Source organism: Brevibacillus borstelensis (assembly GCF_003710865.1).
Classification (GTDB): Bacteria; Bacillota; Bacilli; order Brevibacillales; family Brevibacillaceae; genus Brevibacillus; species Brevibacillus borstelensis.
In genome coordinates this window covers 43226-64417 of the sequence record NZ_RHHO01000011.1, presented here as the reverse complement: position 1 = coordinate 64417, position 21192 = coordinate 43226, and the positions used below count along the sequence as shown (strand labels likewise).

General features: G+C 52.3%; 20 protein-coding genes. 9 read left to right on the top strand and 11 right to left on the bottom strand.

Going from position 1 to position 21192, the window contains the following annotated elements; translation table 11 throughout:
- Nucleotides 1-185 precede the first annotated feature (185 nt).
- The 5 genes from EDM54_RS05150 to sugE all read right to left on the bottom strand — a co-directional run bounded on the left by EDM54_RS05150 (nucleotide 186) and on the right by sugE (nucleotide 4391).
- On the bottom strand, nucleotides 186-1241 hold the full coding sequence (locus tag EDM54_RS05150) for a polyamine ABC transporter substrate-binding protein (RefSeq protein ID WP_003388964.1): 1056 nt from the start codon (nucleotides 1239-1241) through the stop codon (nucleotides 186-188).
- Between the two features lie 44 nt (nucleotides 1242-1285).
- Complete coding sequence (locus tag EDM54_RS05145) at nucleotides 1286-2077, bottom strand: ABC transporter permease (protein WP_003388963.1); 792 nt, start codon at nucleotides 2075-2077, stop codon at nucleotides 1286-1288.
- A complete protein-coding gene (locus EDM54_RS05140) occupies nucleotides 2074-2958 on the bottom strand; it encodes an ABC transporter permease (protein ID WP_171506418.1) in 885 nt (294 codons plus the stop codon). The genes EDM54_RS05145 and EDM54_RS05140 overlap by 4 nt, the downstream gene beginning before the upstream one ends.
- Entirely contained in the window at nucleotides 2925-3908 is a 984-nt protein-coding gene (locus EDM54_RS05135) for an ABC transporter ATP-binding protein (protein WP_003388961.1), read from the bottom strand. The genes EDM54_RS05140 and EDM54_RS05135 overlap by 34 nt, the downstream gene beginning before the upstream one ends.
- 162 nt (nucleotides 3909-4070) lie before the next feature.
- Entirely contained in the window at nucleotides 4071-4391 is a 321-nt protein-coding gene (gene sugE, locus EDM54_RS05130; RefSeq protein ID WP_003388960.1) for a quaternary ammonium compound efflux SMR transporter SugE, read from the bottom strand.
- 280 nt (nucleotides 4392-4671) lie between these two features.
- Here sugE and EDM54_RS05125 point away from each other — a divergent pair, with 280 nt between their 5' ends.
- The gene (locus EDM54_RS05125) at nucleotides 4672-5214 is read left to right on the top strand and encodes a PadR family transcriptional regulator (RefSeq protein ID WP_003388959.1); all 543 of its coding nucleotides are present in this window, start codon (nucleotides 4672-4674) and stop codon (nucleotides 5212-5214) included.
- 79 nt (nucleotides 5215-5293) lie between these two features.
- Here EDM54_RS05125 and rbsK (EDM54_RS05120) read toward each other — a convergent pair whose 3' ends face one another.
- A complete protein-coding gene (rbsK, locus tag EDM54_RS05120; RefSeq protein ID WP_003388958.1) occupies nucleotides 5294-6199 on the bottom strand; it encodes a ribokinase in 906 nt (301 codons plus the stop codon).
- 355 nt (nucleotides 6200-6554) lie between these two features.
- Between rbsK (EDM54_RS05120) and EDM54_RS05115 the strand changes: the two genes are divergently transcribed.
- The 8 genes from EDM54_RS05115 to EDM54_RS05080 all read left to right on the top strand — a co-directional run bounded on the left by EDM54_RS05115 (nucleotide 6555) and on the right by EDM54_RS05080 (nucleotide 15651).
- Complete coding sequence (locus tag EDM54_RS05115) at nucleotides 6555-7562, top strand: LacI family DNA-binding transcriptional regulator (protein WP_003388957.1); 1008 nt, start codon at nucleotides 6555-6557, stop codon at nucleotides 7560-7562.
- Nucleotides 7559-8491 carry a ribokinase gene (rbsK, locus tag EDM54_RS05110; protein WP_003388956.1) on the top strand — a complete coding sequence of 311 codons (933 nt, stop codon included), beginning with the start codon at nucleotides 7559-7561 and terminating at the stop codon, nucleotides 8489-8491. The genes EDM54_RS05115 and rbsK (EDM54_RS05110) overlap by 4 nt, the downstream gene beginning before the upstream one ends.
- A 46-nt stretch (nucleotides 8492-8537) precedes the next feature.
- Nucleotides 8538-9623: a BMP family lipoprotein gene (locus EDM54_RS05105; protein WP_003388954.1), complete on the top strand. Its 1086-nt coding sequence runs from the start codon at nucleotides 8538-8540 to the stop codon at nucleotides 9621-9623.
- Between the two features lie 24 nt (nucleotides 9624-9647).
- A complete protein-coding gene (locus tag EDM54_RS05100) occupies nucleotides 9648-11186 on the top strand; it encodes an ABC transporter ATP-binding protein (protein ID WP_003388952.1) in 1539 nt (512 codons plus the stop codon).
- Nucleotides 11183-12253 (top strand): ABC transporter permease, encoded by a 1071-nt coding sequence (locus EDM54_RS05095; protein WP_122957886.1) that lies wholly within the window; start codon nucleotides 11183-11185, stop codon nucleotides 12251-12253. The genes EDM54_RS05100 and EDM54_RS05095 overlap by 4 nt, the downstream gene beginning before the upstream one ends.
- Entirely contained in the window at nucleotides 12243-13172 is a 930-nt protein-coding gene (locus EDM54_RS05090) for an ABC transporter permease (protein WP_122957885.1), read from the top strand. Before EDM54_RS05095 ends, EDM54_RS05090 begins: the two co-directional genes overlap by 11 nt.
- Nucleotides 13173-13229: 57 nt before the next feature.
- A complete protein-coding gene (locus tag EDM54_RS05085; protein ID WP_122957884.1) occupies nucleotides 13230-14180 on the top strand; it encodes a nucleoside hydrolase in 951 nt (316 codons plus the stop codon).
- A 154-nt stretch (nucleotides 14181-14334) separates the two neighbouring features.
- On the top strand, nucleotides 14335-15651 hold the full coding sequence (locus EDM54_RS05080) for a purine/pyrimidine permease (RefSeq protein WP_122957940.1): 1317 nt from the start codon (nucleotides 14335-14337) through the stop codon (nucleotides 15649-15651).
- Between the two features lie 144 nt (nucleotides 15652-15795).
- Here the strand turns inward: EDM54_RS05080 and EDM54_RS05075 are convergent, their stop codons facing one another.
- From EDM54_RS05075 to EDM54_RS05060, 5 genes are all read right to left on the bottom strand, one after another.
- On the bottom strand, nucleotides 15796-16704 hold the full coding sequence (locus EDM54_RS05075) for a LolA-like protein (RefSeq protein ID WP_024983923.1): 909 nt from the start codon (nucleotides 16702-16704) through the stop codon (nucleotides 15796-15798).
- A gap of 36 nt (nucleotides 16705-16740) precedes the next feature.
- The gene (locus tag EDM54_RS26200; protein WP_141334132.1) at nucleotides 16741-17238 is read right to left on the bottom strand and encodes a carbohydrate-binding protein; all 498 of its coding nucleotides are present in this window, start codon (nucleotides 17236-17238) and stop codon (nucleotides 16741-16743) included.
- A gap of 465 nt (nucleotides 17239-17703) precedes the next feature.
- A complete protein-coding gene (gene nagA / locus EDM54_RS05070; RefSeq protein WP_122957883.1) occupies nucleotides 17704-18873 on the bottom strand; it encodes an N-acetylglucosamine-6-phosphate deacetylase in 1170 nt (389 codons plus the stop codon).
- 174 nt (nucleotides 18874-19047) lie between these two features.
- Nucleotides 19048-19539 (bottom strand): GNAT family N-acetyltransferase, encoded by a 492-nt coding sequence (locus tag EDM54_RS05065; protein ID WP_122957882.1) that lies wholly within the window; start codon nucleotides 19537-19539, stop codon nucleotides 19048-19050.
- Nucleotides 19540-19569: 30 nt separating this feature from the next.
- Nucleotides 19570-21186: a glycoside hydrolase family 3 protein gene (locus EDM54_RS05060; protein ID WP_031931870.1), complete on the bottom strand. Its 1617-nt coding sequence runs from the start codon at nucleotides 21184-21186 to the stop codon at nucleotides 19570-19572.
- Nucleotides 21187-21192: the final 6 nt, after the last annotated feature.

Below are 21192 nucleotides of genomic sequence, written 5' to 3'. Positions count from 1 at the left end.
TGTCACCTCCCTTTCACTATCTCACAGATGCCGTTAAATATCCAGAAAATATCGAAGGAGCATATATTTTTCACAATTTTATCGCGCAACGAAAAAAGCAGCCTGAGCAGAAAACAAATTTTCTGCTCGGCTGCTGCTGTTGTCAAACCTTATGTCCCATCCTGTACAACGAAGCCACTCGTCTCTTAGCGGCCGCTCTTCATCTCTGTCCAGTAGCGGTCGTACTCCTGGAGGGTATCCCCTACGTCAACGAGCCACTCTGCGCGAGCCATGTCCTCTTTATCCAGGAAGATCATCTTGTTTGCGCGGTATTCTTCGCTGTGCAGCGGATAGGCCTTTTCGTTCGGATTGCTGTAGCCGATCCACTCGTAGTTTTTCACGCTTACTTCCGGGTCCATCAGGTAGTTGATGAACTTCTCCGCCAGCTCCTTGTGCTTGGCGCCTTTCGGAATTGCCAGGGTGTCTGCCCAGATCGTTGCGCCCTCTTTCGGCACGACGTATTCGACATCCGGGTTCTCGCCGTTGATGATCGCTGCGTCGCCGGACCAGACTGTACCGATCCACGCTTCCTCTGCGATCATTTTTTGCTTGATGTTGTCCGTGTCAAAAGCGACTACGCTCGGCAAAAGCGTTTTTAGGTCTGCAAATGCTTTTTCCAGCTCGCCCTTGTCCTTGGTGCTGTTGGAAAACCCGTTTTTGATCAGCCCGACGCCCATGACCTCGCGCGGGTCGTTGAGCATGATGACACGGCCTTTGTACTCCGGATTCCACAGGTCCTGCCAGCTGGTGATCTCGCCTTTCACGTACTTTTTGTTGTACGCGATTCCCGTAATTCCCCAGGTGTAGACGAGCGAATGCTTGTTGCCCGGGTCGAACGGCGGCGTTTGGAAGGTAGAAACAATATTTTTTTCGTTCGGGATATTTTCTTTGTTCAGTTCTTCCAGAAGCCCCAGCTTGATCATGGTGGCTACCATGTAATCCGACGGCTGGATCAGGTCGTAGCCGGATGCGCCCGCCTGGATTTTCGCCAGCATTTCTTCGTTGCTGCCGTAAATATCGTAGTTTACCTTGACGTTGTACTTCTGTTCAAAGTCCTTGATCACGTCAGGATTGAAGTTGTCTGCCCAGCTGTAGATATTCAGCACCTGCTCCTCTTCGGTAGAAGAAGAAGAACAGCCTGCGGCAGTAACGGCAAGAGCGGCGGCCACGGCGCCAATCATCAGGGATTTCCACTTTTTCATCTTTCTTTTTCAACCTCCAGTCTTTTGTTTGGGTGTATGTCCACTTAAAAAGTGAGCGACTTGGAATCTTTGCGGCGGAACAACTCAGCCGCAACAACGAGCAGTACAGTAAAGACGATCAGCAGCGTCGACAGGGCGTTTACCTCAGGAGATACACCGCGTTTGACCAGTCCGTAGATGTACAGCGGCAAGGTCGTCGAATTGGGACCCGCTACGAAAAACGAGATAACAAAATCGTCCAGCGACAAGGTAAAGGACATCAGAAACCCGGCGATAATACTGGGTGAAATCAAAGGCAGCGTGATGTGACGCAAGGTCTCCCACGCAGTCGCGCCCAGATCCTGCGCCGCTTCTTCCAGCTCCTTGCCCATGTCGGCCAGCCGCGTGTTGATGATGACGATCACGTACGGCAGACTGAAGGTGACGTGAGCCATGATCAGCGTCAGTTTGCCCAGCTCGAGATGAATCTGGCTGAACAAGACCAGCAGAGACAGACCCATCATGATTTCCGGGATAACGATGGGCAAGTAGGTCAGCCCGTTGAACACGCTTCTCCATCTGAGCGAGTAGTGCTTCATCGCAAGCGCGGCAGCGGTGCCAAACACAGTCGCCAGCACACTGCTGATCAAGGCGATGCTCAGGCTGTTCCACAAAGCCTCCATGACCTGCCTGTTGTCAAACAAAGATACGTACCATTTCCAGGTAAAGCCCGACCAGACAGCATTGATCCGCGAGTCGTTGAACGAATACAGCATCAATACAGCGATCGGCAAGTATAAAAAGACGAGCATGGCCCAGGAATATCCGGCCATTGTACGATGTCTCAGCGCTTTCATGCCGTCCCCTCCTTTGCCTCGGCGGCGTTGACCGCGCGGTAGTAGAGGTAGATCAACACCATGGACAGCAGCATCAGGACGATCGAGAGAGCAGACCCGAACGGCCAGTCACGAGCTGACAAGAACTGATTTTGGATGACGTTTCCCATCAGCGCGGACTTCGCTCCGCCCATCACGTCGGGCACGACGAACATCCCGATCGAGGAGACGAAGACCAGAATCGAGCCGGTAATGACACCCGATTTCGTCAAGGGAAGGGTTACGTGCCAAAACGTCTTCCACGGCGTTGCGCCCAGATCGTAGGCGGCTTCCAGCTTCCGCCTGTCGAGCTGCTCCAGCGAAACGTAAATCGGCAGGACCATGAACGGCAGCAGCGTGTACACCATCCCTACCATCACCGAGCCGAAATTGTACAGCAAGGGCAAAGGCTCTTGAATCAATCCGGTCGAGAGCAGGAACGTGTTGATCACTCCCTGCGAACGCAGGATGATGACCCAGGCGTAGGAACGGACCAGAAAGTTGATCCAAAACGGGATCATGACGAGCAGCAGCCAGATCTTCTGGGCAGACCGATCCATGCGGGAAATGTAGTAAGCCATCGGGTAGGCGCACACGAGAGAAATGGCCGTTGTCAGCACCGCTACGAGAAAGGTGTCAAAAAAAATCTGAATGTAGAGCGGATCGATCATCCGGGCGTAGTTGTTCAGCGTAAACTCATAGACGACCTGCCCGTATGTTCCGCGCTTCATAAAAGACAGCGCAGTAATCATCAACATCGGCAAGACGAAGAGCGCCCCCAGCCAAACGAAAGCCGGCAGCGCCAAAATCTTCAACTGCTTTCCGTTTTTCAAGTGAGCATCACCTCGTCTGCCTGCGACCATCCGATCGCCACCTGATCCCCTGCCTGCCAGCCCCGGCTCTCTGTCGCGTACTCATGAGCCAGCACCGTCATCTCCTCGCTCTCGAGGCGGATAAACAGCTTGCTCATGTTGCCGAGGAAAACCATATCGGTGATCGTGCCGTTTTTGCGATGCTTGTCCAGCTCGGAATCTTTCGGATAGATCTTGATCTTCTCCGGTCTGACCGCAATGCTGGCATCGCCGCTTCTGAAAATATTGTTCTCCCCGATAAAGGTAGCGACGAACAGCGTCTTGGGATGATTGTAGATTTCTGCCGGCGTGGCAATTTGCTCGATCCGCCCTTTGTTCATGACGGCGATGCGATCAGACATAGCCATCGCTTCTTCTTGATCGTGCGTTACGTAAATAAATGTAATGCCCAAATTTTTCTGCAAATTTTTCAACTCAAGCTGCAAGCTTTTTCGCAACTGGTAATCCAGTGCTCCCAGCGGTTCGTCAAGCAGCAGCACTTTCGGGTTGTTCACGATCGCCCGCGCGATCGCCACCCGCTGCTGTTGCCCTCCGGAGAGCTGCTTCGGCGTACGCTTGCGCAGCTCGACAAGCTGCGTGTACTGCAGCACTTCCTCCAGCCTCCGCTGTTGCTCCGCCGCCTCTACTTTCTTCATCTTCAGTCCAAACAGAATGTTCTGTTCGACATTCATGTGGGGGAACAGGGCGTATTGCTGGAAAACCATGTTCATGTCCCGCTGATAGGGAGGAATGCTGGTCAGCGCCTTGCCGTCCAGGTAAATTTCCCCCGCTGTCGGCTGCTCAAAGCCGGCAATCATGCGGAGCAGTGTCGTCTTCCCGCAGCCGCTTGGCCCCAAAAGCGTTAGAAATTCCCCTTCCTGGATGGAAAGGGAGAGTGGCGGAACCACGACAGAACCGGAAAAGTGTTTTTCAATTGATTCCAGATTTATCATCGTTTTCATTCGGTCATCTTCTCACAATATGTCTATTTGCTCATACCAATCTAGGTAAATATATCGTGTATGACACGTTTTGTAAACAGTTTCGAAAGGTTGCGCAAACTTTTTTTGCCGACAGGAGAAAACCTTGCTGCTCCTGAAGAAAAATGCTTCCCGACCGTTCAATCACCCTCCGGCTGTCAGCTTCAATCCGACAATCCCCGCAATGATGCAAAGCAAGAAGACGATCCGCATGATATTGCTCGGCTCCCCAAATGCGATCATGCCGACAACGACCGTTCCAAGCGCGCCAATGCCCGTCCAAATCGCATATGCCGTCCCGATTGGAAGCGCTTTGAGTGCCATAGACAAAAAGTAAAAGCTGATGCCCATGCCAACTACAGTAATTGCACTCGGCACCAGCTTGCTCCACCCTTCGCTGTATTTCAACCCGATCGCCCAAACGACTTCAAACAATCCCGCAATCACCAAATAAACCCAAGCCATGCTGCCATCCCTCCTGATGTTCCCCCTTATTGTTTCAAACACCGAAGGAACTGATACCCGGCCAGGGTTATATTTCGGCCTGCAAGAACGCGAGAGAGCATGCTCAGTGACCTTTGCGGCCCACCTGCTGAAAATAACCTATCCATTCTTTACACACACTACTACCAGCAATTTAGCGAAACGTCAAAAAAAGAGGCTTTCAACAGCTCAAGGCTCGGTTGAAACCCCTGTCCTCTCTTTATATAATTACGCTATTAATAGGAATCAGGAGGGTACACCCTTGAACACTCTGGCGTATGGATTGCTTGGACTGGTAGCGCGTACACCCAGCTCCGGCTATGACCTGATGCTCCAACTGCAACCGTTCTGGCAGGCCAAACACAGTCAAATCTATCCTCTGCTGGCCAAGATGGAGCAGGAGGGCTATTTGGAATTTACGCGGGTTCCGCAGACAGATCGGCCAGACAAGAAAGTGTATTCCATTACAGAAAAAGGGCGGACTGCACTTCGCGAGTGGCTGACCCAGTCCACCTCCGAGCCGGTCCTGCGCGACGAGCTGTTTCTGAAAACGTATTGCCTCTGGCTGACTGACCGCAACACCGCTCGAAAGCTGTTTGAAGAAAGAGAAGCCCATTGCCTGGAACAACTGAACATGTATGAAACCTTTTTGGAAGAGCTGAAGCTTGCTTGCGACGGTACGCCTCAAGACCACGGTTCACCGTATTTCGGCGAATACATCCTCTTGAGCAGGGGAGTTAGCAGTATGCGCGAGGAGCTGAACTGGTGCCGCTGGGTGATGGAGCTGCTGGATCAGCAGGCTTAATTTACGCTGCCTGTCCTTGGACCTGGCTGCAGCGTTCCATTGTGGTGGCGCCGCTGCAGCCGTTCCCTGTCTTTCATGTTTATTCTGCCTGCAGGGCATCCACCTCCGCGAGGGTCGGCAGGGAAGGCTGCGCTCCGTGCCTGGTCACGGCAATCGCCGCAACCCTGCTGGCGAATGTGCCCGCCTCTTCGTCGGTCATCCCCTTTGCCATTCCGACGGTAAAGGCTGCCGTAAAGGAATCCCCCGCAGCCGTCGTATCCACCGCCTGCACTTTAAGGGCGGGGATGTGTGTCGCTCCATCCGCATTGACGATGAGCGCCCCCTTCTCTCCCATCGTCACAACGATACGCTTCGGACCTAGTCCGAGCAGCTTTTCCGCAGCCGCTTCGATTTCGGACAGCGTCTCTACGGGCATTCCCGACAAAAGCTCAAGCTCCGTTTCATTGGGAGTGACCGTATCGACATGCCGCAAAAACGAAGGCGACAGCGATTGGGCGGGAGCCGGATTCAAAACAACCAGTTTGCCCCTATCATGCGCCAGTTTGACTGCATATTCCACGACTGCAAGCGGGATTTCCAGTTGAACCAACAGAACGTCACAGCCCTCCAGCAGCCGTATGTGCCGATCAATGTCCGCCTTTCCCATCATGCCATTGGCGCCCGGAACAAGCACAATATTGTTCTCGCCGCGGCCGCTGACGTTGATCAAGGCCATTCCCGTCGTCCCCTCCCTCCCGATGCCTCCTGTATTTACGAGTGAATCAGCCAAGCTTTCCAGCAGCATGTCCCCATATGTATCGCAGCCCACCTTTCCGATCATATGCACGTTAGCGCCCAGCCTTGCCGCGGCTACAGCCTGATTGGCGCCCTTCCCTCCCGGAATGGTTTGAAACGATGTGCTCGTAATCGTTTCCCCCGCTTTCGGCAAGCGAGGGACGTGCGATACGAGATCCATATTGAGACTGCCGACAACAACAATATTCATCTCTGATTTCCCCGCTTTCTAACATCGCCTGTTTCTCATTCTCTCCATTTTCGCTTCTCATCCCTTCGTTTCCTTTGATTCCGATCAGTCCGATCGTTTTCCCTGTCGGACTCCATCCTTGCCAGAGGAGAGATTTACATAAATTTTCTAAATAATGGAAACAAAAAATTCTGAATCTTATGTTTGACAAGATTATCCTTAATCGCTTACTATTAGACCTATCCGATGTGTAACCGGTTACACACAATGATCAAAAACACTCGCAAACGCCTGAAAAATCTAGGTTTTCACCCTTTTTCATCAATATGTAATCGGTTTTTCATTGCAATCCTGATTACAAAGAGGATGGTGCTGATTGGCAACGATTAGAGATGTGGCTAAGCTCGCCGGTGTCTCGGTAGCAACTGTCTCCCGTGTCATCAACAAGAACGGTTACGTCAACAAAGAAACGGAACAGGCCGTGCAGCAGGCCATCAAAATGTTGAACTACGAACCGAACAAAGTGGCGAGAGGCTTGGCCAGCAAAAAAACGGAAACGATCGCACTCATCATGCCCGATATTTCCAACCCGTTTTTTTCCGAGCTGGCCCGTGCAGTGGAAGACGTCGCTCGTTTGTACGGGTATACCGTACTGATCTGCAACTCCGACAACGATTCCGGCAAAGAGCAAACGTATATCAACGTGCTGAAAAAACGGTATGTTGACGGCATTCTGTTTGCCACGCATTCATTGAAGGCGGCCGATATCAGCGCCATGAACGAAGCCGGCATTCCACTCGTCCTTCTCGATCGTGCTCCTTCAAAAGCCTCCTGTTATGTCGTCCGCTCCAAGAATTACGAGGGAGCGACCCTGGCTGTCCGCCATCTGCTGGAGATCGGGTGCAAAAAAATCGCCCACATCTACGGACCGCAGGAAACGGCGACAGGAAAAGAGCGACTGCTCGGCTACGAGGACTCCGTCCGTCATTTTGAGTGGTTTACCCCGAGCCTGATGGTCCCCGGCCACTTCCGGATCAACGGAGGGATGGAGGCCGTCGAACATCTGCTGGCCCGTCATCCCGACGTGGACGGCATCTTTGCCGGCAATGACCTGATGGCGCTCGGGGCTTTGAAAAAATTGCAGCAAATGGGCTTGTCCGTTCCGAATCAAGTCGCCCTGTGCGGCTTTGACGGCATCGAGCTGACCGTAATTACCGAGCCGGAGTTGACGACCATCTCTCAGCCGATTTATGACATGGGAGCATTGTCGACCCGCTTATTGATTCAAAAAATCGAGGGAGTGGCTGTTGACAATCAAATCTATGAATTCGATGTGGAATTGATCGCAAGAGGCTCTACGAGAAAGGACATGAAAACACCATGAGACAACCAAACATTGTGGTCATCGGGAGTCTGAATATGGACATCGTCGTCGAAGCTCCCCGTTTTCCACAAGTGGGAGAGACCATTACAGGCACCAGGGCTCACTTCATCCCCGGCGGCAAAGGCGGGAATCAGGCCGTAGCCGCTTCCAGGCTGGGAGCACATACCGTCATGGTCGGAATGGTTGGTGACGACGCTTTCGGAGGAGCGCTGACACAGTCGCTTGCAGACAACCAGGTCGTCACCAAGCGCGTGACCAAGACTTCCGATGCTCCTACTGGTCTTGCTTCTATCATGATTGCTCACGATGACAATCACATTGTCGTCGTTCCTGGGGCAAACGCACTTTGCCTGCCCGAGAATATCGAAGGACTCGAGGAGACAATTGCCGCTGCCGATCTGGTCCTCCTCCAGCTGGAGATACCGTTGGAGACAGTAGTCGCTTCGGCACAGCTGGCGAAGCGGCACGGGAAAACCGTCATTTTGAATCCAGCACCTGCTCAAAAGCTTCCTTTGGGCCTGATGCAGTCTGTCGACTACATGACGCCAAACCGCTCCGAGCTTTACCTGCTCACCGGTATTGACCCTTATGGAGACGGCCTCGAAAAAGCAATCGATGCCCTCCTGGAAATGGGTCCCCGCTGTGTGGTCACTACACTTGGCGCAGCAGGCTCTGTGTACAAGGAGTCGGGGAAAAATCTCGTATCCGTCCCGGCCCATCATGTGCAGGTCATAGATACGACCGGCGCCGGCGATGCTTTCAACGCTGGCCTTGGCTACGCCCTGTCAATCGGCTACGAGCTGGACAAGGCCGTCCGCTTTGCCGGAAAAGTATCGGCACTTGCCGTTACCCGATTTGGCGCACAGGCTGGAATGCCAACGCTGGATGAAGTGAAAGCGTTCGCATTGCAGCTCCTGCAGCCGGAATAATTCCATCGGTTTCACTAATTTTCATATAAAAAATGGGGGAAACAACATGAAGAAAAGTCTGTTGGGAAAAATTGGAGCAAGTCTTTTGATTCTGTCCATGGCCTTGACCGGCTGCGGCGGAGGTTCCGGAGCTGACAACGCTGCGAAGCCGAAAGAGGCGAGCAAAGGCGATGCAAAAACAGATGCATCGGCAGAAAAGAAATTGTCTGTCGGCTACTATGTAAGCGGAAACCTGGGAGACAGCGGCTTCTTCGACTCCGCGAAAGAAGGACTGGACAAAGCGGAAAAAGAGCTGGGCATCGAAGTAAAAACCGTTCAAGGCGGAGCTAACCAATCCGACTGGCCTACCGGTCTGGAATCCATGGTCGCAAGCAAAAAATACGAGGTCATTGTCGTTGGGACAAGCCAAATGAAAGAAACGACGATCGATCTGGCCAAGCGTTATCCTGAGCAAAAGTTCATCTATTTTGATGAAACCATTACCGATGTGCCAAACATCTACTCTGTGAGATACAACCAACGCGAAGGCTCCTTCCTGGCTGGCGCTTTTGCCGCGATGGTAACTACGAGCACAGATTTGAAAGCGGCCAACCCGGATAAAACCATCGGCTTCCTCGGCGGTATGGACATTCCGATCATCAACGACTTTAAAGCTGGTTATGAGCAAGGCGCACAGTTTATCGATCCTGAAGTAAAAGTCATCTCTTCCTTTGTCGGCGACTTCAACAATGCGCCAAAAGGCAAAGAGCTGTCCCTGGCCCAATACAACTCCCAAAACGTTGACATCATCTTCACCGTTGCTGGTCCTGCAGGTATCGGCGGTCTGGAAGCGGCTAAAGAATCCGGCAAATATGCAATCGGTGTCAACAGCAACCAAAACATGGTACAACCGGGTCACGTTCTTACCTCTATGCTGAAAAACGTTGGAAACTCGATCTACCGCGCCATCGATTTGTACAAAAAAGGCGACCTGCCATTCGGCCAAAACGAGTCTCTCGGTATTTACGAAGAAGGTGTAGGCCTGGCGAAGGACGATCTGTACAACGAGCATGTTCCGCAAGCAATCCGCGACAAGATGGACGAGCTTCAAGTAAAAGTAGTCAGCGGAGAAATCAAGATTAAACAAGATTAATCAAGATGAATTAGGAGGTACGCCATGGCTGACCTGCTGGAAATGCGCAATATACACAAGGTGTATCCGAATGGCACAAAAGCCAATCAAGGCGTTTCGTTCTCCGTCCGACAAGGCGAAATCCATGCACTTGTAGGCGAAAACGGTGCAGGAAAATCGACACTGATGAAGATTTTGTTCGGTCTTGAGAGCCCTACCGAAGGGGATATTTTTTACCGGGGCGACAAAGTCGTTCTGAAGAGTCCAAAAGATGCGATCAAATACGAAATCGGGATGGTGCACCAGCATTTTATGCTGGTCCCCTCCTTCACTGTCGCCCAAAACATCGTGCTCGGCTCCGAGCCGACAAAGGGTGTCCTGTCCGACCATCAAAAAGCCATCGCGGAAACGCAACGTCTGATTCAAGAGTTCGGCCTCAAGGTCGATCCGAATGCCAAAGTAGAGAACATTTCCGTAGGCCTGAAGCAGCGCGTAGAAATCTTGAAGGTTTTGTACCGTGGAGCACGGCTCATCATTCTCGATGAGCCGACCGCGGTCCTCACCCCTCAGGAAACGGATGAACTGTTCCAATCTTTGAAGAAGCTGGTGTCACAAGGCTATACGATCATCTTTATCACGCACAAGCTGAATGAAGTCATGGAAATTTCCGACCGAATCACGGTTTTGCGTGCAGGAAAAACCATCTCTACCCTGATTACCTCCGAAACCTCCAAAGAAGAGATTTCGCGCTTGATGGTAGGACGGGATGTGCTGTTGCGGGTCGAAAAGCAGCCCGCCAAGCCCAAAGAGACCGTTCTCTCACTCGATGAGGTCAGCTATGTATCAGAAACGGGCAAGCAGGTGTTGAACGATATTTCCTTCCAGGTGCGAGCTGGTGAAATCTTCGGCATCGCCGGTGTGGAAGGAAACGGCCAGACTGAATTGATCGAAGTCATTACCGGCTTCCGCAAAAACTTCAAGGGCCGCATTACCTTTCTCAGCCAAGATTTGGCAGGAAAAAGCATCGAAGAAATTCGCAACATCGGGATTGGCCACATTCCGGAAGATCGACAGACCAGAGGTGCCTGCCTGACTTCCTCTATCAAGGAAAATTTGATCCTGGATTTGTATCGTGACAAATCGTTTCGACGCGGTCTCTTTCTCAATCAAAAGAAAATCAATGAGCATGCGGACAAGCTGATCCAGGAATTTGATATTCGCACCCAGAGCCGCGATACGCTGGCGGGGGCACTGTCAGGCGGAAACATTCAAAAAATCGTCGTCGCCCGGGAGATTTCCAAAAATCCCAAGCTGCTGATCGCCGCCCAGCCGACGCGAGGCGTCGACATCGGCTCCATCGAGTTCATCCACAAGGAGATCGTCAAAAAGCGCGACGAAGGAGCAGCGGTCCTGCTCGTCTCTGCCGAGCTGTCAGAAGTGATGAGCCTGAGCGACCGGATCGGGGTTCTCTACAATGGAGAGCTGGCCGTTATTTTGGAAAATTCAGAGAGCCTGACCGAAGAAGAAATCGGCTTCTACATGTTGGGCGTTAAAAAGCAAGAAAAGAGGGCGAGTGCCACATGAATCAGCGAAGTGCAGTATACCTCGATCTCCTCGGTATCTTATTGGCTATTGTCGCGGCGCTGGTCATCGGTATTTTCGTCATCTTTCTCGTGAGCGATGAGCCTGTCGCGGCGCTGCAAGCATTGCTGATCGAACCATTTACGACGCTGTTCAGCTTCGGTTCGATTCTCAACCGGATGATTCCTCTCGTCTTCACCGGTCTGGCGATCGTCGTCGTCTTTCAAAGCGGCGTGTTCAGCATGGGGGCGGAAGGCCAGTTGTATATCGGCGCGTTGACCGGTGCTTTGGTGGCCGTCTATCTGCCGGAAATGTCTCCATGGATACACATTCCGCTCGTAGTTTTGGCGTCACTGATCGGAGGCGCTTTGTACGGCTTTTTGCCCGGTGTGCTTAAGGCCTATTTCAAAGCCGACGAGATCGTATCTACGTTGATGTTTAACTTTATCGCCACGCTGTTTGTTTCGTATTTGCTGAACTACGTTTTCAAGGCACCGGACAGCGGCGGCTTTGCCCGTCTCCCGTTCGTACAGGAGAGCGCGAAGCTGGGACCCATTTTTGACGGATTCCCTACACACGCGGGCTTTCTGCTTGCGCTGCTGGCAGCGTTGGCTGTATACCTGCTGCTCTACAAGACCAAAACCGGTTATGAGCTTCGCACAGTAGGGAAAAACCCGCTGTTCGCGGAGTACGGCGGCATCAAGCCGAAAAAGGTGCTGATACTCAGCATCGCCATCAGCGGCGCGCTTGCCGGTCTGGGCGGTACCGTCGAAGTGATCGGCCTTCACGGAACGTTGAAAGACAACTTTTCTGCCGGCCTCGGGTTTGACGGAATCATCGTCTCTCTTTTGGCTCGCAACCACCCTATCGCTGTTTTGCTGTCGGCCTTCTTCTATGCGTATTTGCAGGTAGGCGGCCAGATCATGCAGGCAAACAGCGACGTTCCTCGAGATTTGGCAATCATTATTCAAGCATTGTTGGTGATTTTCGTCTCTTCTCAAGCGATTTTCGCTTACCTGAAACAGCGCAAACTGATGTCGTCCCGTGGAGGTGAGCGCGTTGCTAAGTAGTCTGTGGGAACAAACCATTAACTTAACGCTGTTTGTCATCCTCCTGCGGATGATGCCCCCTATTCTGCTCGGGGCATTGGGCGGTCTGATGACCGACCGTGCCGGTGTAATCAACATCGGGATCGAAGGACTGATGCTCGTATCCGCATTTACTTCGGTCGCTGCAGGTTCTGCTACAGGCAGTTGGATCATCGGGATGGCTGCCGGCGTGCTTGCCGCAATGATTGTCAGCTACGCAATGGCGTTCTTCTCGCTGAAAATGAACGTGGACATCATCGTCACCGGATTTGCCGTCAATATTTTCGGTGCCGGCATTACAGTATTGATGATGAGCATTTTGTACGATTCCCACGGAAGCTATGTACCAGAGAATCCAGTGTCCATTCCCAATGTCGTGATTCCGTTTCTGGATCAAATTCCATTCATCGGGAAGCTGTTGAGCGGTCATAATTTGATGGTCTGGGTTTCTATTCTCGCAGTTGTTTTTTGCTACTACCTTTTGTACCACACTCCATATGGAACCCATTTGCGTGCCACCGGGGAAGAACCAGGCGCAGCCCGCTCACTCGGGATTCCGGTCGTACGGATTCAGTATTCGGCACTCGTTTGGAGCGGTTTCTTCGCCGGCTTGGCAGGGTCTTATCTCTCGATGGGGATGACCAGCATGTTCGTTCGCGACATGACAGCCGGTACCGGATTTTTGGCGCTTGCCGTCGTGATTTTCGGAAACCGCAATCCGTTTGGAATTTTAGCCGGTTCCGCCGTGTTTGCGCTGGCAACAGCGATGACGATGATTATCGAAACGACACCCGGAAATGTCATTCCGAGCCAATTCATCAAGATGGTGCCGTACATCGTAACAATCGTCGCGCTCGTTGTTTACGCCATCCGCAAGCATCGCAAAACTTTATTTACGTAAATTCATTCCATTCCCCATCGCCTTTTGATCGGGGAATGAACTTTTTGGAGGTATTCCATGACAGACGTAATCAGAATGCTCATCGACGCAGACACCGGTATTGATGATTCTCTCGCGATCCTTCACGCATTGAAAGCGCCAGATGTCAAAGTAGAAGGCATCACTACGGTATTTGGCAACGCCAGTGTGGCGCAGGCAACTGACAACACTCTGCGCTTGATCAAGCTGGCCAATCCCGGCTATGAAGTCCCGGTAGCCATGGGAGCTGCCAAGCCGCTCACCCGCGAATGGGCCGGCCCGGTCTCCCACGTTCACGGGAACAACGGGATCGGAGACGTGGACCTGCCCGCTTCCGAGCAGCAGGCACTCTCCGAGTCGGCAGCTCAGTTTATCGTCCGCAAGGCAAATGAATTGGGCGGGGAATTGACCTTGGTCACCCTCGGCCGATTGACCAACCTGGCGGAAGCGCTCGAGATCGATCCGGAGCTTCCGAAAAAAGTGAAGCACGTCTATATCATGGGCGGAACGGTCTTTGCTCCCGGCAATGTGACGCCGAAAGCGGAAGCCAACTTCCGCGGCGATCCTGAGGCAGTCGCGGCTGTTATGAAATCCGGCCTGAAAATCACCATGGTCGGACTGGACGTTACGATGAAGGTCAGACTGACACAGCAGCACCTCGATGCAGCCGCAGGCTACTGCCGCCCGGAAAACAAGCCGATCGTGCAGTACATGAACGACGCCCTGCAGCATTATTTCCGCTTCTATTGGCAAGTAGACAACCTGATGGGCGCTTGCCCGACGCATGATCCGCTTACGGTTCTCGTAGCGCGTATGCCATGGGTGGTTCGCACGCAAACGATGAAAGTCAGTATCGAGACCGAGGGTGTGTACTGCGCCGGTTCGGTTGTGGCCGATCTGCGCACCAAGCCGAGCGAAGGCCATGAAATCGAAGTTTGCGTAGACGTGGATGCGGAGAAGATTCCTCATCATCTGCTGTCCGTCTTTTAACAAGAGACGCTTCCTTTTAAGCGATCGCGTGTTTCATGAGAAGTTCACGGATCGCAAATAACGTCGGACCCTCTTTGTCACCCGATCACCTGAATCACATACCGAACGATTCGAATAATCAAATTCGACTAAACGGAGATAAGCTAAAGTGAACATGAACAAACAAGGATTAAACCACGGGATCGGGGCGCTGCAATGGCTGGTATTTTTACTGGCCAATGCAGTCGCCCTTCCTATCGTTATCGGCCAAGTCTTTCATCTGCCCGATCCGGACATTACCGGACTGATGCAGCGGACCTTTTTTATCGTCGGGATCAGTTCCTTTTTGCAGGGCTGGCTCGGCCACCGGTTCCCCATCGTGGATGGACCGGCTGGCACCTGGCTCGTCGTCTTTATCATCATGGGAGAGACCGCTGTCCGTACCGGCGCCAATGTATCCGAAACGCTCCAGCTTTTGGAATCCGGCATGATCGCGGCAGGCGTACTGCTCATCCTGTTCGGGGTGACCGGACTGGTGCGCCGCATGCTTCCCTTGTTTACTCCGCTCGTATCGGGGGTATACCTGCTTCTGCTCGCCTTGCAGGTAAGCGGAACGTTTTTGCAGGGAATGGCCGGTGTGAGCGGCAATCCGGCGAAAGCGAATTGGACGTCGGCACTGCTCGCTCTTCTCGTTTTTTCCACAGTCCTCGTTCTCTCTTTTCGCGGAAAGGGCTGGGTGAAAAGCTATGCGGTTCTGATCGGCATCCTGACGGGCTGCGTGGCCTTCTACATAGCGGGCATATGGAAGCATCCGGCCCCTGCCGAGACCTTGCTCCAGGTTCCCGAAGCGCTCGCCTGGGGAGCTCCGCTGTGGGATCCAGGCATGGCCGCATCGAGTATATTGATCGTCATGATCCTGCTGTCCAACACCTTCGCCAGCATCGCGGCGATGAAGCAGGTGCAAACGGGAACGCCCGGACTGGAGCCTGCGGAGCTTTCCCGCAGCTCGGTAGTCGGCGGTTTTTCCCATCTGCTGTCCGCCCTTTTCTCGACAGTTGGAATGGTGCCTCTATCCGGCTCGGCCGGCTTCGTTCGGCTCACTGGTCAAAGGAGCAGCATTCCGTTTCTCCTGGCCTGCCTGATCATGGCTGCTGCTGCCTTCTTCCCCGGCGTGATCCGGCTGCTGACCATGCTTCCCGGCCCGGTCGCGTATGCGGCGGTACTCGCCTCCTTTGTCCAGATGGTCGGCATCGGCCTGCAATCGCTCGTCCAGACACAGCTCGACCAGCGCCGCCTGACCATCATCGGGATCGGCCTGCTCTTTGGTGTAGGCTCGATGTTTTTCCCGCCGTCTGTCTTTCAGGAGCTGCCGTCGGTCATCCGGTATACGCTGGGCAACGGGCTGTTGTTTGGGACGATGATTGTGATGGGGCTGGAGCAGGTTTGGAGGGAGAGGAGTAGTGAATCAACGAAAAAACAAAGCGTGGATTAAAAGTGTTTTTGTATGTAGTTTTGATTTAAAAAACTGGCTAACTACTCTTAGGGAAGCCTAGCTCCTACGCACTGAAGAAAGGGCAGTCCCTTTCGTCTACATCAGATAGACTTTTGGAACTGCCCTACTAAATGATCTCCGTACTCAATTTTCATTTTCCTTCTCGGATTTTTTCTGCTCTCTATTTTCACGATCCCTCAACTTTTTCGAAACATCTTTATAGTCAGAAGGAACAGCTTGCATTTTGGACAAGGATGAAACATCTTGCTGTTTATCAAACTCGATAGAAAGGACTTCTATGGAGTTCGTAACTTCATCTTTACTATTTGTCTCTACTAATTTTAGCAATACTCCCGTTTCTTTATCTATCCACATTTTAAAATGGGTAGATTGATGTTTTTCAGCCAAAATTGGATCGTCATGCTCCCCTTCAATGACGATTGAAGTACGATTTAACAGTTTTTCTTCTCCTACTACTTTATGATTGTCAGGTGTTAACCAAAACGCATAGTCTTGAGGGAATAATACATCATTTGCCACCCCTGAGAAAGCGGGGTCCTGCCTTTTTACGAATACCAATTCTCCTTGATCATTTTTATATGAGCGAGGAGTGTTTTGGCCGAGTGCCACAGTCTGCTGTTGAGTTGCTGTTTTGTTTTGTAAATATGTTTTATTGGTATGATTAATCGACATGAACATGTTTCCGTCAAAAGCTGTTTCCTTAAGTACTTTGCTCTTGTTGTCCATTACTTTGACATGGCTTCGAGGATTTGCTCCCCGATAAACCTCAAAATCTACTATCTCATCCACGCCAATTGGCGTCAGTATAGCCCTGTAAGAACCTGTAGCACTTTGATAATGATCAATTGCATTCAGCATTTTATTTTGAACGGAAACCAAGGAATGACTAGTGGAGTTCGCCTCAAGTGAAGAGTATTGTTGACTACTTTCGTTTGATGTAGATTCCGCTGCAGTCCCTTTCAGTGTATAAAATCCAGTCAATCCAAGACCTACTAAGGAAGTTGCAAGAATGGCTACAAATTTCTTTTTCATCTGTTAAAACCTCCCTTTCATTTATATTCGTTTTTATCACAGAGAAACAGCGTCAGCACCTGTTTGGGTATTTGATCTTCCACTCTCATCCTTACCATATAAAATAACCCATGTCTTACCCGAATCTAGCCTCATGGTCCCCACTTCATTCCAACCCGATCTAGCTGAATATTGATTGACTGAACCAACATATTCCTCATATGTCAAACCTTGGTGCAATATATAGTACATAGCTTCCCTATTTGTGAAATCAGCATTTGCTAAGTATACTTCTAATGTTGCACGTCCTGCTGGTAGACTCCCCATCCCCCATTCATACCAAGTACCTCCTCGCTCTGAAATTACGCGATGATCCTTGTTATAACTACCTGACTGGCCACTTTTATAGGTCCAAGAACCATCGTAATTATGGGTGCAACCTGAACTTGACGTAGGGTCGTTGTCACATATTTTAGCAGATGCACCTTCAATTAAAGTAAAATTACCAACAACCGCAAGTGAGAGAGCTAAACCTAACGATAAAAATTTTTTCATTAATCTTGCTACCACCTTTCGTAATTAATATTTTTTAATTCTCTAACATATTGTTATTACATAGTAGATACCACCTCCTATTTACATTAACGTTGCAAAAGAGAGAATGTTACATAATAATCCATATTTGGTCATTACTTTGCAATTTCAGTCGTTTCGCGCATCCCTCCGAGTATAAAGTAGCCTTTATAAGATTTTTGAAACCTTTGCCCAGACACTACTGCAATTTACGTCTGAAAACGAAATAGAGCCTTAATCAAGAATGCACAAGTCTTGTTTTTTTCACTCATTCGAAGTTAGGCTATATTGGACTAATGTTAATATATAAATCTAAAAGTTTATTTTTACCCAAAAACAGACCGCCTTTAGCTTAATAAGTTAGGCGGTCTTTCACTGTTATCTATTAAGCTAATCACTGGACTGCAATCTCTTACCAAGCAGAAAGGGAAACAGCGCCCAGTCACTCTACTTTTGCACCCGATAAACAAGCCTTCCGCTTACATAAGTAGATTGCACTTCAAAATCGTCCCCAAGCACGACCAGATCTGCGTCAAACCCGGCTTGCAGCTTTCCTTTCTGCGTGCCAAGCCCAAGGATGTTGGCAGGCGTTTCCGATGCCATCGCCACTGCTTCTGCAAGCGGCACTCCCGACAGCACGACCATGTTTTGCACGGCGCGGTTCAGCGTCAGGATGCTCCCGGCCAGGGTACCGTCTGCCAGTTGGGCTTCCGCACCGCGGACATGCACTTCCTGTCCGCCGAGATCGTACGTGCCCTCGCCCAATGCGGCCGCGCGCATGGAGTCGCTGACCAGCGCGAGCCGCGCCGCCGATTTGACGCGGTACAAAATCCGCATAACGGCTGGATGCACATGCACGCCATCAGCGATCAGCTCGGTGCTCAGCTGCTCGTGGTACATGGCCGCGCCGACGACTCCCGGCTCGCGGTGATGAAGGCCCGTCATCGCATTGAAGCAGTGGGTAAAGTGGCAGACGCCGCTCTCCACGGCTTTCCCCGCCTGGTCAAAGCTGGCGCCGGTATGCCCGGCGGAAACGACGACCCCCTGTTCCTTCAGCCATCGAATCGCTTCGGTCGCCTCGGGCTGTTCCGGTGCGATCGTCACTACTTTCATAAGACCATCGGCCAGCTCGTACAAACGGCGAACATCCTCCAGCTTGGGGACTGCGATATTTTCCTCTTTTTGCGCTCCTTTGTACCTCGGGTTAATCCATGGCCCCTCCAGATGAATTCCGACGATGGATGCTCCGTCCATTCCCTGCCGAGATACTGCCACCACATTGCGGATCGCCTTTTCCAAATCAGCATAAGGAGCGGTCATCGTGGTCGCCAAAAACGAAGTGACGCCATAGCCCGCCAGCGCACGGGAAATCGTCTGCAGCGCTTCAGGGGTCCCGTCCATCGTGTCGCTGCCGGCAATCCCGTGCATATGCATATCCACAAAGCCCGGGCAAATAAAGCCGTTCTCCACCCGCTCCACTTGCTCCGGCCATTCCTCTCCGTACCCGTCTGCCGTTCCGGCGTACGCAACGACAGAGCCATTCACCACGACCAGTCCGTCCAGGATGTCCTGTCCGTTTGTTATTACCCTTCCCCGCAGGGCAAATCTATCTGACATTGTGTATCCCTCCATGCGAATGCTGCTAGTGTTGAGACGATTTCTGCCTTGTGAGCGACTTGCGACTGACGGGGAAGCAAACGGTTTGCCAATCCTCGCCGGGTATTCCAGCCTCATGAGCTGTTCCGGCTTAAACGGTAACTCCAGCTTCATGAGCTGTTCCGGCTTTATCAGTTATTCCAGCTTCAACGGCTTTTCCAGCTCGATCTCGTCTCGCAAAGGGATGCCGTCCGTGCCAATCACGGGAATAGAGGGCTTCAGCCTTCTCGCCTGCTCCACAGCGTTTCGCCGTACCTCGACCAATTCGTAGCCGCGCTTTTGATAAAAACGCAGCGCGTTCAGATTGTCATTGGTCGTCAAAAGCCATATCCGCTTTATTCCATTTTGCATAGCCGCCCGCTCTACCGCGAGCATGAGGGCACTGCCGATCCCCATTCCCTCGCGGAGGCTGTCCAAGGAGACGATCTGCCAACCATCCCCTGTCTCTGTATACGTAACCAAGCCCGCTGTCTTTTCCCCGTACAGGGCGACAAAACCAGGAAGCTGGTCGCAATGGTACACTTGATCCCCGTAGACCATCTGCGGACTGCCCCACTGCTGTTCCAAAAAGCCCGCCAGCCATCCCCTGTCTTCCGGTGTAATCGCTCTGACTTGAAATTCGTTCATCGATCCTTGTCCTCCTCTATTGTAACGCAACTACCCTCTCCAGCCGAAGGCAAAGTTTGTCGACAGCGTGACCGGCAGCTTTCCCGTCGGCGAAACGCGGCCCGTGAGCACCCGTGCCAGCGATTGCATGGCGAGCGGTCTGCTTTCATAACTGCATACATACGTCCCCGCCTCGGGAAAGAGGGAGTAATCAAACGGATTGCGAATGGCTGCGACGATCAGCCGTTTTCCGTGGACGGCGAGCAGCTCGTCGACCAGCTTGGATTGCCCGGGGAAAAAGGCGGCATTGTACGTGGCGACGATGACCTGCCCGAAGCCTTTGCTGGAGGCGACTGCCTGTGCGATCTCTTCGGGTGTCGGGTTCGTCGCTACGACGTTTTCAACAATCTGCATCCCCATACTGCTCAGGTAAGAAGCGAGCGTCTCCTTGTCCGCGTAGCGTTCGTCCGCGTCGTTGGCCGCCCTGACCACCGGCCAGATGACGCATGTGTCCGCTCCTCTCCGCAGCGGCAGGTTCTTCCCTTCATCCTTTACGACCGTGATGCTTTGCTCGCTGATCCGCTCGGCAGTCCGCCGCTCTTCCGCTGCTTCCAGCCGGGGTTCGACAGCTTCCCAGGGAAGCATGGCCTCCTCCATCTTTCGCTGCTGCTTGAGCCGCAAGATTCTCGTGACGGATCGGTCGATGCGCTCCTCAGAGATTCTGCCGTCTATAACGGCTTGCAGCAGGGCCTCAAACGCTTCCCGCTGACGGTCGTACCGGTGGCTGACCATGATCAGGTCGACTCCTGCTTCGACTGCCATGACGGCAGCCGGCCCCACACCGTAATGAGCGGCGATCGCGTCCATCTCCAGGCAATCGGTAATCACGATGCCGTCATAGCCCCATTCTTCTCTCAAAATACCGGTAATGACTGCGGGAGACAACGTGCTCGGCAGCTTCTTCGGCTCGATTTCAGGCAGCACGATATGCGCTGTCATCACCATGTCTACTCCCGCTTCCACCGCCTTTTTGAACGGCACCAGCTCCAGCTGCTCCAAGCGCTTGCGATCAAGCGGGAGAACTGGTATGTCAAAATGCGAGTCCACGCTCGTATCCCCATGTCCGGGGAAGTGCTTCACCGTCGCCGCGATCCCCGCCGACTGGAAGCCGCGAACCGCCGCAACCCCCATCCTGCTCACCAGCTCCGGCGTTTCCCCGTAGGAGCGGACGCCGATCACGGGATTGAGCGGGTTATTGTTGATATCCACTGCGGGAGCAAAGTTTATATTTATGCCTAATAAACGAAGTTCACTTCCGCTAATCCTGGCCAATTCAAAAGCGGCAGACTCATCCCGGGTAGCTCCAATGGCCATATTTCCCGGCAAGGGCGTGACTCCGTTCGTCACACGGGTTACCATCCCGCCCTCCTGATCAATTGCGATGCCCAGCGGAATGTCGCTGTGCTCTGCCGCCCACTGCTTTAGCTCGCTTGAAAGCCTGTGCACTTGTTCTACCGAGCCGGCATTGCGGCTAAAGTAGATGATGTTGCCCAGCCCGTATTGCCGGATCAAGTCGCGAATCCCGTCCGTCGGTTGGTGGCCGTCAAAGCCGCACACCAGCATTTGTCCGATTTTTTCTCGCAAGCTCAAATCTCCGATCGTTCTCATTTCGCT

Bases quoted from the DNA above. Each gene is read 5' to 3' on its own strand.
- EDM54_RS05075 (WP_024983923.1), bottom strand. From the start codon at position 16,704: ATGAAAAAGAAATTTGTAGCCATTCTTGCAACTTCCTTAGTAGGTCTT.
- sugE (WP_003388960.1), bottom strand. From the start codon at position 4,391: ATGGCTTGGGTTTATTTGGTGATTGCGGGATTGTTTGAAGTCGTTTGG.
- rbsK (WP_003388958.1), bottom strand. From the start codon at position 6,199: ATGAATATTGTTGTTGTCGGCAGTCTCAATATGGATCTCGTATCGCAC.
- EDM54_RS05080 (WP_122957940.1), top strand. From the start codon at position 14,335: ATGAACAAACAAGGATTAAACCACGGGATCGGGGCGCTGCAATGGCTG.
- EDM54_RS05145 (WP_003388963.1), bottom strand. From the start codon at position 2,077: ATGAAAGCGCTGAGACATCGTACAATGGCCGGATATTCCTGGGCCATG.
- EDM54_RS05140 (WP_171506418.1), bottom strand. From the start codon at position 2,958: ATGGTCGCAGGCAGACGAGGTGATGCTCACTTGAAAAACGGAAAGCAG.
- EDM54_RS05095 (WP_122957886.1), top strand. From the start codon at position 11,183: ATGAATCAGCGAAGTGCAGTATACCTCGATCTCCTCGGTATCTTATTG.
- EDM54_RS05060 (WP_031931870.1), bottom strand. From the start codon at position 21,186: ATGAGAACGATCGGAGATTTGAGCTTGCGAGAAAAAATCGGACAAATG.
- EDM54_RS05100 (WP_003388952.1), top strand. From the start codon at position 9,648: ATGGCTGACCTGCTGGAAATGCGCAATATACACAAGGTGTATCCGAAT.
- nagA (WP_122957883.1), bottom strand. From the start codon at position 18,873: ATGTCAGATAGATTTGCCCTGCGGGGAAGGGTAATAACAAACGGACAG.
- EDM54_RS05065 (WP_122957882.1), bottom strand. From the start codon at position 19,539: ATGAACGAATTTCAAGTCAGAGCGATTACACCGGAAGACAGGGGATGG.
- EDM54_RS05150 (WP_003388964.1), bottom strand. From the start codon at position 1,241: ATGAAAAAGTGGAAATCCCTGATGATTGGCGCCGTGGCCGCCGCTCTT.
- EDM54_RS05105 (WP_003388954.1), top strand. From the start codon at position 8,538: ATGAAGAAAAGTCTGTTGGGAAAAATTGGAGCAAGTCTTTTGATTCTG.
- EDM54_RS05135 (WP_003388961.1), bottom strand. From the start codon at position 3,908: ATGAAAACGATGATAAATCTGGAATCAATTGAAAAACACTTTTCCGGT.
- EDM54_RS26200 (WP_141334132.1), bottom strand. From the start codon at position 17,238: ATGAAAAAATTTTTATCGTTAGGTTTAGCTCTCTCACTTGCGGTTGTT.
- EDM54_RS05085 (WP_122957884.1), top strand. From the start codon at position 13,230: ATGACAGACGTAATCAGAATGCTCATCGACGCAGACACCGGTATTGAT.
- rbsK (WP_003388956.1), top strand. From the start codon at position 7,559: ATGAGACAACCAAACATTGTGGTCATCGGGAGTCTGAATATGGACATC.